A 14,986-nucleotide genomic window follows, 5' to 3' on the forward strand; every position below is an offset into this window, starting at 1 on the left:
TTCTCGCGTTGTCTTGGAGTCAGGGGCGCCGGCTCATTCCGGTGCCGTACGGGTCCGATTGTGCCCCTACCTACGGGTCGTCTGCGACCAAAGGCCCGGACTCAGGCTGTCTTGTGATGTGGGAACGGGCACATGCAACGGCTGCTGCGGGACCTAATCGGCTCGAGCGCGCGGATCCCGGTAGGGCGTGGGTGGGACCGTGGTCCGCCCGGTGCCGGGGTCGACGCTCACCGCGACGCTGCCGAGGGCTCGGCTGTAGGGGCTGGACGCATTCTGGGAGAGCCAGACCGTGTAGGTCGACGTCGGATTCCCCGGCTCGGGGAGGAACAGGGCGACTGGTTTGCCCGGACGTGTCTCCTGGGCCGCTGCCACAGCGCGGTGCGGACCGATGTCCTGGACCCTGTCCTGCTCCTGTGAGGTGCCGGCCTGCGCAGCCGGCGTCTCGGCTCCCGCGGTGGAGGCGGTGGACGCCTGCCGGGTGGGGTGAGGATCGAGGGCAGTGGCGTAGTAGCCCCACAGGAACAGCAGGGGAAGCAGAACCAGGCCCGCCGCCTTGAGCAGGTCGGTGTCCCTCGACAGGCGCGTCGTGCGCCAGCGGGCGGACAAGACGGTTCGTCGGTAGCGCTGCAGCGGCCACCACACCCTCAGCGCGCTCACAGTGAGGGCCAGCAGCACTATGCCCACGGTTCCAACAACGACGTCGCCGACGGTGAGTCCCTGCTCCGCCAGCCAGCGGGTGCGGGGGACCTCCTGGGACATCCAGCGGACATGGCCGGGGCCCTGGCAGGACAGGAGACAGCGGTGGAGGTTGTCCAGGGTGGCGAGCCAGGACGGGGGAGCGGCGACCCGGCCGATCTCGTCTCCGGTGGAGGGGTCGACCGTGTAGGCCGACTGCCGGGTCCGGACCTCGATGACATCGTTGATCCAGGTGGCGGAGGCCGCGGTCTCGTCTGGGTGATGGCTCTCGATCGTCGCGATGGCCTGGGGTAGTGAGAGCCGCTCGGGGCCGGCGCTGCGGGAGTACGCGGCCGGACTCAATGAACGCATGATCTCGCCCTGGTGCGGTAGGAGGGCGCCGCTGAGAGTGACGGTCAGCAGAAGCACCCCGGCCATCACCGACATCCACCGGTGCGTGAGCGTCATCGCCCGGGAGGTCCAGGAGGGTGGGGTCCAGGAGGGTGGGGTGGGGAGGGGGCCGGCCGCGGGGTGCATGATGAGGCTGGAGGGCTAGAACCCGGCGGGGGCCAGCAAGGCCACGAGGGTACACAGGCAGGTCAGCGTCGCAATGAGAGCGTAGGCACGGCGGCCGCGGTGGTGCTGCACCCACAGAGAGCGGGCGCCGCTGACGCTCACAGCTGCACCCACCACCTGGATGACCAGGGCTGCTCCGACGGCCAGAGGGCCGAGGGGACCGACAGCAGGAGCCAGGGCGTAGACGATGATGCACCTGAGTCCCGAGGCCCACAGTCCCAGCGTGACCGCGTGGACGTCGGCGCTGACCAGCGCGGCTGTCTCCGGGGTGGACTCAGGAGGGTCTTCAGGAGCATCCAGGGCCTCGGGAGCGTTGGGGCTCTCGTTTCCGGAGGTGTCACGGGAGGTTGCGAGTCCAGGGGCGGATGAGGCGGCGGGTGCGGAAACGTCGTCGACGTCGCCGGCATCTCCGCCTGGTGAAACGTCAACATAATCAATACCGGCCGCACTCTTCATACTGATGAATACGGTAACGGTCAGGATAAATCGCGTCAACGCTCCAGCGTAAGGCGATGATGTGATGTCAGACAGGCTGTCTTGAGGGAAATAATCGCTAGTAGGTGCCGGTTCTGCGTGCCGGAGAAATAGTGAGTCGCCAGGTATGGGCCCTCCTGGTGGCTACCGCAGTAGGGGCAGTGCGGAGACGATGGTCAGCACGATGATGATCGGCTCGAAGACCCGCTGGTCCATGTGCTCGGCAAGCCGCCGCCCCGCCAGCGCGGCGCCGACGACGATCGGTGCGCAGATCGCGGTCAGCGACAATGTGGTGGTGTTGACCAGGCCGGCCGACAGTGAGAATGGCAGCTTGACGAGGTTGACCAGGAAGAAGAACCAGGCCGTCGTTCCCAGGAAGGCCTTGACCGGATAGCGACAGGCCAGGAAGTACATGGAGGTCACCGGTCCACCGGCGTTGGCGACCATCGTGGTGAATCCGGCGAGGCTGCCGTAGACCAGGCGGGCGAGCCTGCTGCCGGCCACGGGCGTCGTAGGTGCCCCGGGGACCGTGGTCGCCTCCAGGGGCACCGGGCTCGGAGTGGGCTCGACCTGGATCCGTGTCGCGGGGGCGTCGTCGGGCCTGCCTCTGCCTGCCGCGCGCCGCTGAAGCAGGGTGATGGCGACCAGGAGCAGCAGGACGGCGCCGATGAGGCGCCTGGTGGAGTCATTGGAGGCCAGGTGCAGGAACAGGGCACCGGCGCCGACTCCCGCCAGGACCGCCGGGACGAGTCTGCGCAGCATGTGGAAGTCGGCGTCTCGGCGGTAGCTCCACACGGCCAGCAGGTCACCGGTCATGAGCATGAGCAGGATGGCGCCGGTGGACTCCTTGGCCGGCAGTGCCATGGTGCACAGGGCGACGGCGATCGTGGCCGCCCCGGGCAGGGCGGTCTTGGCGATGCCGCACAAGGCTGCCACGACCATGAGCAGGATCCAGGCGGTGGCGGTCAGGGTGGGAAGCACAGGCCGGCCTCTCGGCGGTGAGAAGGGTGAGTGGAGCGAGCAGGAACGGACTTTGTCAGGACTTTTACTCAGTCTAACGGACGGGCGCCGACGGCGAGGACCGGGTGGGCAGGGATCCTCGCCGTCGGCGCGATGTCGGTTGTCGGAGCCGGCTCAGAGTCTGGCGGCGGCCTCCAGCAGGTTGCGCGCTGAGATCTGGAGACCCTCGACGTTGCCGTACTCGGCGTCCTCGTGCTCGATGTTGACGTTCATCTCCGGGTCGATCTCGGTGATGGCGGTCAGGAACCGCGCCCAGTAGTCGACGTCGTGCCCCAGGCCGAAGGCCACGAATCGCCAGGCCGGGTCCTCGGGCCAGGCGTTGCACCAGTATCCGTAGGCCACCGGGACCTTGCCCTCGGCCTCAGCGGGGACATGGCCGAAGTCGGTGTCCAGGACCCCGCGATAGGCGGCGCCGGGGAAGATCTTGGTGTCCTTGGCGTGGACGTGTCCCACGAGGGGGCCCAGGCGCTTGGTGGCCGCGATCGGGTCCATCTGCTGCCAGAACAGGTGGGAGGGGTCCATGTTGACCTTGATGTTGGTCGCCCCGGTCTCCTCAATGAGTCTCTCGAAGGAGGGGACGTTGAAGACCAGGTTGCGCGGGTGCAGCTCGAGGCACACCTGGACGTCGTTGTCGCGGGCCAGGGCGTCGATCTCCTTGAAGAAGGGCACGACGACGCTCCACTGGTAGTCCAGGATCTCCATGTCGATCCCGTTCCACGGGTTGACGACCCAGGTGGGGTACCTCGCGCTCGGGTCGGTGCCGGGGGTGCCGGACATGGTGACGATCTCCTTGACGCCGAGCAGGCCCGCCAGGCGGATGGCCGCCCGGATGTCCTCGGCGTGCTTGAGGCCCTCGTTGGGCAGGGGGGAGGTGGGGTTGCCCGAGGTGTTGAGGCCGGACAGCCGCATCCCCTTGTCCTCGAAGAGGCCCAGGTACTCGTCGCGGGCGGTGGATGAGGTCAGGAGCGCGTCGACGGGGCAGTGCGGGGAGGGGATGAATCCTCCGACATTGACCTCCGCCCCGGTGAGCCCTGCGTCCTTGAGGACATCGAGGGCCTCGGGCAGGGAACGGTCCTGGAGGCAGGCGGTGTAGGCGCCGTAGGTCAGTGGCATGAGAGGTCTCCTTGTGTGTCTTGTCTGTCTGAGCGGGTTGTCTCGGTGGGGCGGGTGACGGCGGGCGGGCCTCACAGGCTCGCGAGCTCGGGCAGGTCCGTGACGTCGACGGCTACCGCGAGATGCTCCTGGCCGACGCCGTGGCCCGATCGGCCGCGACTCGCGAGCTCGGGCAGGTCCGTGACGTCGACGGCGGCGCCCCCGGTCGCGGCCGATCGGGCCACGGCGTCGGCCAGGAGCATCTCGCGGTAGCCGTCGGCGAAGCTGGCGCAGGGCGGCAGCGCCCCCTGCTCGGGCGTCACGCCCGCGACCTGCTGGAGGAAGGCGTGGGCCTGGTAGGTGAACTGCTCGATCTGGGTCAGTCCGACCCCGCCGAAGGCCATGGAGGAGCCGCGGGCGAAGTAGGGGAAGTCGGGGTTGACCAGGACGCGGCGGGCCCCGCCCAGGCCGGCCGGCGAGTTGACGTCGTCGATCTTGATCTCACCGCAGCGGGCCAGGTCCCAGGAGGCGCGGCCCTTGGTGCCCAGCACGTCGACCATGAGGGAGTTGGGCAGTCCCCAGGCCACGCGCGAGCAGGAGAAGGTGCCCACGGCGCCGCTGGCGAAGTGCGCGGTGAAGGTGGCGACGTCGTCGTTCTCCACCGGTTCGTAGGTGACGTTGTCGGAGTCGCCGGTGTCGAGGGCGGTGCCGCGGGTGACGTGGCCGGTGGCCACGGGGCGCTCCTTGATGGAGGTCATCATGGCGGCGCCGGAGACCGAGACGATGGGTCCGCAGATGACCTCGGCGGTGTCGATGAGGTGGCTGCCGACGTCGCCCAGGGCCCCCGAGCCCATGGGGCCCTTGTAGCGCCAGGCCATGGGCGTGGCCGGGTCGACGCCGTAGTCGCACCAGTAGCGGCCGTCGAAGTGGTTGACCTCGCCCAGGTGGCCCTCGGCGACGAGCTTGGCGAGCTCGGCCACGGCGGCGTTGCGGCGGTAGGTGAAGCCCACGCCGGTGACGACGCCGGCCTCCTTCTCCGCCTGCGCCATGGCGCGGGCGGACTCGAGCGTGTCCGCCAGGGGCTTCTCGCACAGGACGTGCTTGCCTGCCCTGATGAGGGCCTCGGCGATCTCGCGGTGCAGGGCGTTGCCCACCACGATGGAGACGATGTCGATGTCCGGGTCCTCGGCCACGGTGCGCCAGTCGTCCACGGCGCGCTCGTAGCCGTAGCGCTGGGCGGCGTCCTCGGCGAAGGGGAGGTAGGCGTCGGCGATGGTGTGCAGGCGGACCCGCGGCAGGCCCAGGTCGAAGACGGTGCCGACCTGTCGCCAGGCGTTGGCGTGGGTGGTGCCGGCCATTCCGGCACCGATGACGGCGACTGACAGGGGAGTGGTGCTCATGGTTGCCTCGGGTGTCCTCATTGACGAGCGGGTGACTGGTTGAAGCATGTGCTCACATGAATTCACGCGCGTGAACTCATGACTTCAGTCTGCGTTCGTGTGGTGGTGATGTCAACCGTTGAGGAGAACTTCATCCTGACAAAGGAGGCCGTTCTGAGGGGCGGGCGGAGAGGCTGGGACCGTGGTCCCCGGTCGGGGAGACGACTCATGGTGCCCTCGCTGTCCGACGTCGGGCGGCGCGGGAGCCGGTTCCGCGCTGGGTGGGGTGGTCGTCACCGATGAAACGTGCGATGCCAGGCTTGCCGCCGGTTCCTCGCTGGGGGCGGTCGTCAGCGTCCCAAGGAGGAGGCTCGGGTGACCAGCTCGGGCTCCAGGATCACACTGCGGGCCTCGGTTCCGGTGTCCGGTCCGTCGTCGGGCGCGAGCCCGGCGCGGCGGCACACCAGGTCCACTGCGTGCTCGCCCAGGAGGTCCTCGGGCTGGTCGATGCTGGTCAGGGAGAACTCCTCGCGCAGGGCCAGGTAGGTGTTGTCGTAGGAGGCCAGGGCGACGTCGGCCCCGGGCTCACGGCGGCTCTCGCGCAGGACGGGCACGGCGTCGATGGCCAGGACGTCGTTGTGCACGACCAGACCCAGCGGCTCGGGATGATCGTGCAGCGCGGCCCGGGTGGCGGGGCCGGCGTCCTCGCCGCAGCTGCGCACCTCGAAGGCCAGCCCGGCGGTCTCAGCCGCCCGGACCAGCGAGTGCTCACGGTCGTGACGGGAGGCCGCGTCGGTCAGGCGCGGGCCGATGTAGCAGATGGTGCGCATACCCAGGTCCGCCAGGTGGTCGACGAGGAGGCGGGCGGCGGCCTGCTCGTCGACCCGCACGGAGTCGACCCGCCCGCCGGGACTGCGCCGCCCGACGACGCACACGGGCACCTCCTCGCCGATGGCCAGCAGGTCCTCACCGGGCAGCCAGGGCGAGACGAGCACGATGCCCGCAACACGGACGCCGAGCAGGCTCTCGATGGCCTGGTGCAGGACCTCCGGCTGGTCGGAGCCGACCGTGACGAACAGGGTGAGGCCGCGCTGCGCGGCCGCCCGGCCCAGGCAGGCCGCGACCTGCTCGAAGAAGGCGTTGCGCAGGTTGGGCAGCACCAGGCCGATGATGCTCGAGCGCTTGCGGGCCAGCGAGGAGGCCGAGACGTTGACCCGGTAGCCGAGGGAGGCGGCCACCTCCTCGATGCGCTCGCGGGTGCCGGCGGCGACCTTGGGGGAGCCGCTCAGGGCCAGGGAGACCAGGCTGCGCGAGACCCCGGCGGCGCGTGCGACGTCGCTCTGGGTGGCGGCATGAGCCTTGGTCACCGTCTCCTCCTGCTTCCTCCAGTGCCGGGCCGTCTACTGCGGGGCGTGCTCACGTACGCGCCCGAGTACTGCGCAGGCTACAGGCTGACGGGCCGCGTCAAGGGTGAGCCGGAGCGGTGTGCAGCAGTGCCGCGAGCCCGGAGATACCGAGGATGATGAGCCCCGCCGTGGGCAAGGTCGTGGTGAGCGGGTAGACCTGAAGAGCGGCGCGCTGGGTCCCGATCCCGTGAAGCAGCCCAGAACCGCTGCTCCTGCGCGGGGATGATCTCGATCGGGAACGTACTTTTCGCGTGAGGACTGCGTTCTGCCGCAGATGACTGTGGTCGTGTCGTCGCCGTTTGGGGTGAAGGTACGTCCTCAAGGCGAAACGCAGTCCCCAGGACGCAACGTCTCAGCACGACGACGCTCCCGACCGCTGGTGGTCGGGAGCGTCGAGGTGAGGCGTCAGCCGGTGGGGTCCGCCCGGAGGGGGAGCCCGTGCGAACCCCGCGACGTCTCAGGCCTTGAAGAGCGTGCCCTCAAGGTAGGCGCGCGCCTTGCGGGCGTACTCCAGGGGGTTGGCGATGGCCGGGTCCTGCTCGGCCTCCACCAGGATCCAGTCGCGGTAGCCGTGGTCCACCAGGAACGTGTAGGGCACGGTGAAGTCGATGGTGCCGTCACCGGGGACGGTGAACATGCCCGCCAGGAAGGAGTCGAGGAAGGAGCGCTCGGCGGCCCTGGACTCCTCCATCTTCTCGGGGCGCACGTCCTTGAAGTGGACGTGCTTGATGCGGTCGATGGTGGCCTCCAGCAGGCCCATGACGTCGCCGTCGCCCACGTAGGCGTGGCCGGTGTCGAACAGGAGCGAGACCTTGGCCGGGTCGGTCAGCTCCATGAGGCGGATGGTCTCCTCCTTGGTCTGGATGACCGTGCCCAGGTGGTGGTGGTAGACGAGCTCGAGGCCGTGGGCGTGGGCGACGTCGCCCAGGCGGTTGAGGCCCTTGGCCAGAACCGGCCACTGCTCCTCGGTGAGCACCGGCTTGTTGGTGAAGATGCAGACGTCGCGGATGCCCTGGACCGAGCCGGTCTGCTCGGAGACGACGACGCGGGAGGCACCCAGGTACTCCAGGTAGGCGCAGGTGGCCTCGAAGTCGGGGATGACGGCCTCGACGCCGTCGCGCAGGATGAAGGAGGAGAACCACTGGGCGACGATCTTGATGCCGCGGGCCTCGGCGGCGGCCTTGACCTCTTCCTTGGGCGGGAAGAAGCCGGCGCACTCGGTGCCCGCGAAGCCGGTGTCGGCCAGGTCGAGGAGCATGTCCTCCAGGGTGTTGAAGGCGCCGACCTCGGGGATGTCGTCATTGCGCCAGGTGATCGGGTGCATGCCCCAGGAGATGCCGTGAGGGTCGGAGATGGCGGTTGCGGGGTCGAGGGTGAAGGACATCGTTGCTCCGTGTCTGGTTGTGGGTCTAGCCGGGTGTCTTGCTGGTGTGGTGATGGTCAGTGGGCGAGTGGTGGGCCATGAGCCGGTGGCTGGTGCGCCATTGGATCGTGGTCGCGGACGGGGTGCTCCCGGGAGGCGGGTGCCGGCGCCGGTGCCGGGCGTTTGGCCCGTGCAACGAACCTAGCAACAGGACTTTGTCCTGACAAGCCTCAAAATCGCCTCCCGGGAGCGCGTGTCGCTGGGGTGAGGTCAGGAGTAGAGCTTCTCCATCTCGACCTCGATCTCCTCCAGGGACTTGTCCTTGGTCTCCGGCATGATCTTGAACAGGATGACGGCCACGACCAGGTTGAGCACACCGTAGATGGTGTAGGTGATGCCGCCGCCCAGGGTCTCCATCATCGGCGGGAAGGTCCAGGTGATGATGGCGTTGGCGGTCCACATGCAGAAGATCGCCGTGCCGTTCATGATGCCGCGGACGTTGGCCGGGAAGATCTCGCCCATCATCGTCCACACGATCGTGCCGTTGGAGGACTGCACGATGAGCATGAAGACGGACATGAGCCCCAGGATGAGGTAGGCGGCCCAGGTGGGCGGGGTGGTGTGGTTCGCCATGTGCGGGGCGATGAAGAACTGGAAGGTCGCGGCGATGCCCAGCAGGGTGATGCCCACGCCGATGACGTCGCCGATGAGCACCTGGCGGCGCCGGAACTTCAGGATGAGCCAGATACCGATGGCCGAGCCGATGACCGACATGACGCCGTTGGCCACCTGCGCGGTGATGGAGGCCGAGGTGGACATGCCGGCGTACTCCAGCACCTTGGGGGCGTAGTACATGACGGTGTTGACGCCGGTGGTCTGGTTGACCACGGCCAGGAAGATGCCGACCAGGAGCAGCTTGCGCAGCCAGGGCGTGGCCATGACATGGCTGAAGCCCTTGCGCTGGGACTCCTCCTCCTTCTCGTGCTGGCGGGCCTCGACCATCTCCATGATCTCGTCCTCGATGGGGCCGTCCTTCTCAGGAACGCGTACGCGCTTGAGGGAGCCGATGGCGTCGTAGAGGCGCTCCTTGGCCAGGTACCAGCGCGAGGACTCCGGCATGAGACGGATGCCGATCCACAGGGCCACGGCCGGGATGGAGCACAGGACGAGCATGTAGCGCCAGGCCTCGCCGTTACCGGCGCTGATGCTGAGCTGGTCGAGGAAGGCGTGGTACTCGGCGCCGGTCATCGGGCCGCCCTTGGAGGCCTGGAGCTTGGTGATCTCGTCGAAGACGTAGGTGCCGGGGGAGAAGTGCCCGCTGGGGTCGTTGGCGATGGTGATCTTCGGGCCGCCCTGGAGGGAGTTGATGATGGCGTTCATCGAGAAGGCGAGCAGCTGGCCGGTGACGATCATGAGCTGGTCGATGGCCACGATGGAGCCGCGGATGCGTTTGGGGGCGGTCTCCGCCAGGTAGACGGGGACGGTTGCGGAGGCGGCTCCGACGGCGAAGCCCAGGACGACGCGGAAGGGGTACATGACCCACACGTTGGGGGCGACGGTGGTTCCGATCGCGCCGACGAAGAACAGGATGGCCAGGACGGTGATGTTGTGGCGCCTGCCCCAGCGGTCCGACATGAGTCCGCCGAGCAGTGCGCCCAGAGCGGCCCCGACCAGCAGGGTGCCTCCGATGGCACCTTCCTCGAAGGAGGTCAGCTGGAGCCCCTTGGCGGCGAAGGGCATGTACATGTACGGCAGGGCGCCGGAGATGACGCCGGTGTCGTAGCCGAAGAGCAGTGAGCCGAGCGTGGCCACGGCGGCGATGGCGACAACGCCGCGGTGCTTGCCCGAGGCCGGGGTCTTGGCCACCGCCTTATCGAGCTCTTCTCTGGTGAGTCCGCGCAGGGACGTCGTGACTCCCTCTAGCATGGGGGGTCTCCTCTCGGGCCTGCGGCGACGGTGCCGCAGGATTGTTGTGGTGGATGTGATGTGTGTTGGTGTATGGGGGGTACGGAGAGGTCGTCTCAGGCGTCGAAAGTGGTCCGGCCCTCGACGCGGGGAATCTCATGCCACTGGCCGTCGGCGGCCGAGGCGACGACGGCCTCGTCGACCTCCGCGGCGCACCAGGCGTCGGCGGCCGAGGGGGCGAGCTGCTCTCCGGTGATGATCGACTCGATGAACTGCGCCGCCTCGATGGCCTTCATGTCGTCGAAACCCATGGAGGTGCCGATGGCCGGCTGGAAGCGCTGCCACTGACCCCACTGGGGACCGGCCATGGCGCGGGTGTAGCCGTGGGAGGCTCCGCCGTCGAGCACGGGGCAGATCTCCAGCTCGTTGAGGCGCTCGAAGTTCCACCGGGCTGAGCCCTTCGTGCCGTAGACCTCGACGACGTACTCGGCGCGCGGGCCGACGCTGACGCGGGAGGACTCCATGGTGCCCACGGTGCCGTCCTCGAAGCGCACCAGCATGGAGACGTAGTCCTCGTTCTCCACTGGGCCAACCTCATCGCCGATCTCGAAGCCGGAGTGTCCGATGCCCATCTTGGTGGGGATGGGGCGCTCGGTGATGAAGGTGTCGGTGACCGCCGTGACCGAGGCGATGCGTCCCACGATGTACTGGGCCAGGTCCGCCCCGTGGCTCATGAGGTCGGGGACGACGCCGGCCCCGGCCTTCTCCCTCGAGGCCCGCCAGGTCAGGGGGCCCAGGGGTGAGGAGTTGTAGTCGGCGATGAACCAGACGCGCACGTTGGTGATGCGGCCGAGCTCGCCGCCCCGCACCAGGGAGCGCATGTACTCGATCGCCGGGGTGTGGCGGTAATTGAAGCCGACGGCGGTGACGAGGTCCGCCTTCTCGGCGGCCTGGGCGATCTCGCGGGACTGCGCGGCGCTGACCCCCATGGGCTTCTCGATCCAGAAGGGCTTGCCGGCCTTGACGGCCTCCAGGGCCATCTCGTGGTGGAGGAAGTTGGGGGCGCAGATGGAGACGGCCTCCACCTCGGGGTCGGCCAGCAGCTCGCGGTAGTCGGCGTAGGCGCGTTCGAAACCCAGGTTGTCCACCGCCTCCTGGCGCACCTGGTCCACCGGGTCTGCGGCTGCGACCAGACGTGGGACCACACCCAGCTCGGGGAAGCGCTCGGCGATGGCGCGGTAGCTGCGGGCATGAAGCCGTCCCATCCACCCCAGGGAGATGACTCCGATGCCCAGTATTCTCTTGTTGGTCATAACGTTCCTTTCCGACAACACTGTCGGCTGCTGCGTGTATGGAGGTGCGCCTGGAAGGCCCGGGAAGCACCCGTCGTTAATGACGTCACCGGAAGATATCAGACCGCCTTTGTCCTGACAAGCTGAAATATAGATGTGAATCCCGTCAGTGTGACTCAGGGCCTTGTCGGGCCCTGCTCGAATGCCCTCCATCCGCATGTCGTTGCGGGTCGTGTGCCACTCGACCAGGTCCCGGATGTGGTCGACAGGCGAGATAGCGCGGACCTATGAGTGGTCATCTACCTGCTGAAACGGCGTTGTCGGCTACGATGGGGCGAACGGTGCCCGATGTCGGGCGCCGGGGCTCGCGCAATGTGCGGGATCGGTAGACACAACGGTGTGGGAAGGGAGGTGTCTGCGGTGAAAGGGCCTCGAGGACGCGACGGCCGAGTCACGATCAGGACTGTGGCCGAGCGCGCCGGACGCTCCATCTCCACCGTCTCGGCGGCTCTCAACGGTTCCGACGGCGTCGCCAGGAAGACCCGCCAGGAGATCCTGCGCATCGCCGCCGAGCTCGGCTACCAGGCGGACCCGCGCGCCCAGTTCCTGCGCCGCAGCCACACCGGGCTCATCGGTGCCAGCTTCGCCGTCGGGCAGGCCTACCAGGGACTCGTCGTGGACGGGCTCTATCAGGCGGCCTCCTCTCTGGGGCACGCACTGGTCCTGGCCACCTCCACCCCGCACCGCGACGTGGCCGATGGGCTGCGCTCCCTGCTGCTGGAGCGCTGCGAGGGCATCATCCTCATTGACCCCGACATCTCCGTGGACGCCCTGGCCCGCATCGTGAACCGCACCCCGGCGGTGCTCATCGGCAGCAGCACCGAGCTGAGCGACGTCGACGAGATCCACTCACGCGACGACGTCGGCATCCAGCTACTCGTCGATCATCTGGTCGACACCGGGCGCCGTCGCATCAGCCATGTGGACGGCGGCCAGGAGACCGCTGCGAAACGACGGGTGAGGCGCTTCGGTGAGGCCATGGAGCAGCGCGGCCTGGGGGGCAGTGCACGGGTGGTGCCCGGGGGAGGCGACGAGGACAGCGGCGCGATGGCGGCCCGCCGCCTCATTGAGGCCGGTGAGCTGCCCGAGGCGCTGCTGTGCTTCAACGACCACTGCGCCGTCGGGGCTCTCATGGAGCTGCGTCGCCAGGGCGTGCGAGTGCCGCAGGACGTGGCCGTGACCGGATACGACGGCATCCCGGTGACGGCGGCCTCGGCCTTCTCCCTGACCACGGTGCGCCAGGACGCCGGTCTCATCGCCGAGGTGGCGGTGCGGGCGCTGCTGGCCCGCATGCACCTCGACCAGGACGGCCAGATCCCGGCAGAGGTGGCCGGTGAGAACCGGCGCCTGGGAGGGCGCCTCTATCGGGTGGTACCCGACCTGGTCGTTCGGGACACGACGGCCCGCGCTGCGTGAGTCGTGGGAGTCGACGTGTGGGTGTCGGGGCCAGGCCCGTGCTGCAGTCCGTATCTGACACCGTACGACTAAGCGCCTGTGGCGTACCGTAAGGCCAACCATCATGCCAATACTGTGGGGTCAAGGCCCCCGCACACTGGGACAGGAACCATGATCAACGGAGAACTCATCGACCTGGTTGCCGGCGACTACGAGGCGCGCATCGCCTCGTCGGGTGCCATGCTCGTCCACCTGCGCCGTCAGGGACGCGACCTCATCATGCCCTTCGACGCCGAGGCCACGCTGCCCGCCGGCTGGCAGGGCAAGACTCTCCTGCCATGGGCCAACCGCATCGCCGGGGCCCGCTACAGCTACGGAGGAGCCGAGTTCCTCGTGGCCTGCAACGAGCCAGCCAGCGGCTCGGCCTTGCACGGTCTGGCCGGATGGATGGACTGGCAGGTCACCGATGACGACCCCTCCGGCCCCGATGACGGCGCGCCCCGCAGCCAGGTCGTCCTCGAGCTGAGCCTGCTCGCCTCCTACGGCTACCCGTGGAGCCTGGAGGCCAGCGCCCGCTTCCAGCTCGATGCCGAACAGGGCCTGAGCGTCACGGTGACCGCCACCAACGTCGGCGCGGCCCACCCCGCCCCACCGGTTCCCGGAGCCCCTGAGGTCGACGGCGAGCCCGCCCCCGCCCCCTACGGCGTCTCCTGCCACCCCTACCTGACCCGCTCGGTGCCCTTGGACGACTGTGTCCTGACCATCCCGGCGGCCGAGGTCCTCGACGTCGACGAGCACATGGCGCCCACGCACCGGCGCGGCGTGGAGGGCACCGACTGGGACTGGCGCCAGGGCCGGCTCGTCGGTGCCACCCGGACGGACAACGCCTATACCTCCCTGCCCGAGGGGACCTGGGAGGTGAGTCTGCGCGGCGGGCAGGGAAACCGCGCCGTCGTCATGAGCTCGGACACCCCTTGGGTGCAGGCCTACACCGCTGACGAGCTCTCCCGCCCAGGGGTGGCCATCGAGCCCATGACCTGCCCGCCCAACGCCTTCAACAGCGGTGAGGACCTCATCACCCTGGCGGTGGGGCAGTCCCACTCCTTCACCTACTGCCTGCGCGAGGAGGACTGAGCCGCAAGCAGCCTGCTGATCCCGCAAACACCGAGAATGCGCGGTGGGCGCCGTCGAGACGGATCGCTCGACGACGCCCACCGGCGACTACAGGCGCGCGCTTCGCCCGAGTGTCAGCTCAGGCGCACCGGCTGACCGGAGTGGGCCGACTCCGTGGCGGCCTCGGCCAGGCGCAGGGCGGCGACGGCGTCCCCGATACCGGTGGGAGGCGTGGTGCCGGCCTCGACGGCCTCGATGAAGGCGCTCAGCTCGATGCGGTAGGCGTCGGCGTAGCGCTCCAGGAAGAAGTCGAGGTAGGGCTCCTGGGCGTCGGTGACCTCGCCGTTGGACAGCCGCACCGTGGTGGCCCGGATGTTCTCGGCGAACAGGGCGCCCTCGCGCCCGGATGCCTCCAGGCGCTGGTCGTAGCCGGAGGAGCAGTGGCGGTTGTTGATGATGGTGGCCACGGCGCCCGAGGCGGCCTTGAGGGTGACGACGGCGGCGTCGAAGTCGCCGGTGTCCTTCAGGGCGGGGTCGAGGTTCTGCCCGGCGGCATAGACCTCCTCGATCTCGCCCAGGAAGAAGCGGGCGGTGTCGAAGTCGTGGATGGTCATGTCGCGGAAGATGCCGCCGGAGACCTTGATGTACTCCGCCGGCGGGGCGGCCGGGTCGCGGCTGATGATGGTCAGCTGCTCGATGTCACCGATCCTGCCGGCCTCGACCGCGGCGCGGGCAGCGGCGAAGCTGGGGTCGAAACGGCGGTTGAAGCCGAACATGACGGGCACCGTGACAGCGTCGAGCTCGGCCTGAGCCGCCTCGACGTCCTTCATGTCCAGGGCGATCGGCTTCTCGCACAGGACCGCCTTGCCGTTCTTGGCGGCGGCCAGCAGGTGGGGGATGTGCAGCGGCGTGGGCGAGCCGACGATGACGGCGTCGATCTCGGGGTCGGCGAAGACCTCCTCGGCGTCCTTGCAGGACCGGGCCCCGTAGGAGGCGGCGAGCTTCTCGGCGGCGTCCTCGAAGGGGTCGCAGACCAGCGCGAGCTCGGCCTGGGGGTGGGCGGCGATGGTCTTGGCGTGGACGTGGCCGATGCGGCCGGCGCCGATGACGGCGATGGAGAGCATCCTTGCTCCTTCTGCGTGTGAGGGTGTGTCTGAGCTGGTGAGTTGATGGTGAACGTGGTGGGGGAGGGGCGACGACGCGGAACGTGTCTGGGCGTGTCGTCGACCCGCCTGG

12 protein-coding genes are annotated in these 14,986 nt (G+C 68.8%); 2 read left to right on the forward strand and 10 right to left on the reverse strand.

Annotated features, from left to right (window positions below; all coding sequences use genetic code 11):
• Window positions 1-153: 153 nt before the first annotated feature.
• The 9 genes from BQ8008_RS01480 to BQ8008_RS01520 form a co-directional block, all read right to left on the reverse strand.
• Window positions 154-1,143 carry a PepSY domain-containing protein gene (locus BQ8008_RS01480; protein ID WP_234415174.1) on the reverse strand — a complete coding sequence of 330 codons (990 nt, stop codon included), beginning with the start codon at window positions 1,141-1,143 and terminating at the stop codon, window positions 154-156.
• A gap of 84 nt (window positions 1,144-1,227) precedes the next feature.
• On the reverse strand, window positions 1,228-1,707 hold the full coding sequence (locus BQ8008_RS01485; RefSeq protein WP_108832495.1) for a hypothetical protein: 480 nt from the start codon (window positions 1,705-1,707) through the stop codon (window positions 1,228-1,230).
• 162 nt (window positions 1,708-1,869) lie between these two features.
• Complete coding sequence (locus tag BQ8008_RS01490; protein WP_108832496.1) at window positions 1,870-2,706, reverse strand: sulfite exporter TauE/SafE family protein; 837 nt, start codon at window positions 2,704-2,706, stop codon at window positions 1,870-1,872.
• Window positions 2,707-2,859: 153 nt separating this feature from the next.
• Entirely contained in the window at window positions 2,860-3,858 is a 999-nt protein-coding gene (locus BQ8008_RS01495) for a sugar phosphate isomerase/epimerase family protein (RefSeq protein WP_108832497.1), read from the reverse strand.
• A 71-nt stretch (window positions 3,859-3,929) separates the two neighbouring features.
• Entirely contained in the window at window positions 3,930-5,237 is a 1,308-nt protein-coding gene (locus tag BQ8008_RS01500) for a Gfo/Idh/MocA family protein (protein ID WP_325048079.1), read from the reverse strand.
• A 329-nt stretch (window positions 5,238-5,566) separates the two neighbouring features.
• Window positions 5,567-6,583, reverse strand: coding sequence for a LacI family DNA-binding transcriptional regulator (locus BQ8008_RS01505; protein ID WP_108832498.1), 1,017 nt, complete (start codon window positions 6,581-6,583; stop codon window positions 5,567-5,569).
• Window positions 6,584-7,079: 496 nt separating this feature from the next.
• A complete protein-coding gene (gene iolE, locus BQ8008_RS01510) occupies window positions 7,080-8,006 on the reverse strand; it encodes a myo-inosose-2 dehydratase (RefSeq protein ID WP_108832499.1) in 927 nt (308 codons plus the stop codon).
• 249 nt (window positions 8,007-8,255) lie between these two features.
• Window positions 8,256-9,911, reverse strand: a complete 1,656-nt coding sequence (locus BQ8008_RS01515; RefSeq protein ID WP_108832500.1) for an MFS transporter — start codon at window positions 9,909-9,911, stop codon at window positions 8,256-8,258.
• 95 nt (window positions 9,912-10,006) lie between these two features.
• Window positions 10,007-11,203, reverse strand: a complete 1,197-nt coding sequence (locus tag BQ8008_RS01520) for a Gfo/Idh/MocA family protein (protein ID WP_108832501.1) — start codon at window positions 11,201-11,203, stop codon at window positions 10,007-10,009.
• A 399-nt stretch (window positions 11,204-11,602) separates the two neighbouring features.
• Between BQ8008_RS01520 and BQ8008_RS01525 the strand changes: the two genes are divergently transcribed.
• Window positions 11,603-12,658: a LacI family DNA-binding transcriptional regulator gene (locus BQ8008_RS01525; protein WP_108832502.1), complete on the forward strand. Its 1,056-nt coding sequence runs from the start codon at window positions 11,603-11,605 to the stop codon at window positions 12,656-12,658.
• Between the two features lie 150 nt (window positions 12,659-12,808).
• On the forward strand, window positions 12,809-13,771 hold the full coding sequence (locus BQ8008_RS01530; protein WP_108832503.1) for an aldose-1-epimerase: 963 nt from the start codon (window positions 12,809-12,811) through the stop codon (window positions 13,769-13,771).
• A gap of 113 nt (window positions 13,772-13,884) precedes the next feature.
• On the opposite strand, the gene iolG is transcribed toward BQ8008_RS01530, so the two are convergent.
• Entirely contained in the window at window positions 13,885-14,874 is a 990-nt protein-coding gene (iolG, locus tag BQ8008_RS01535; protein WP_108832504.1) for an inositol 2-dehydrogenase, read from the reverse strand.
• Window positions 14,875-14,986: the final 112 nt, after the last annotated feature.

It is taken from the genome of Actinomyces sp. Marseille-P3109, assembly GCF_900323545.1.
Classification (GTDB): Bacteria; Actinomycetota; Actinomycetes; order Actinomycetales; family Actinomycetaceae; genus Actinomyces.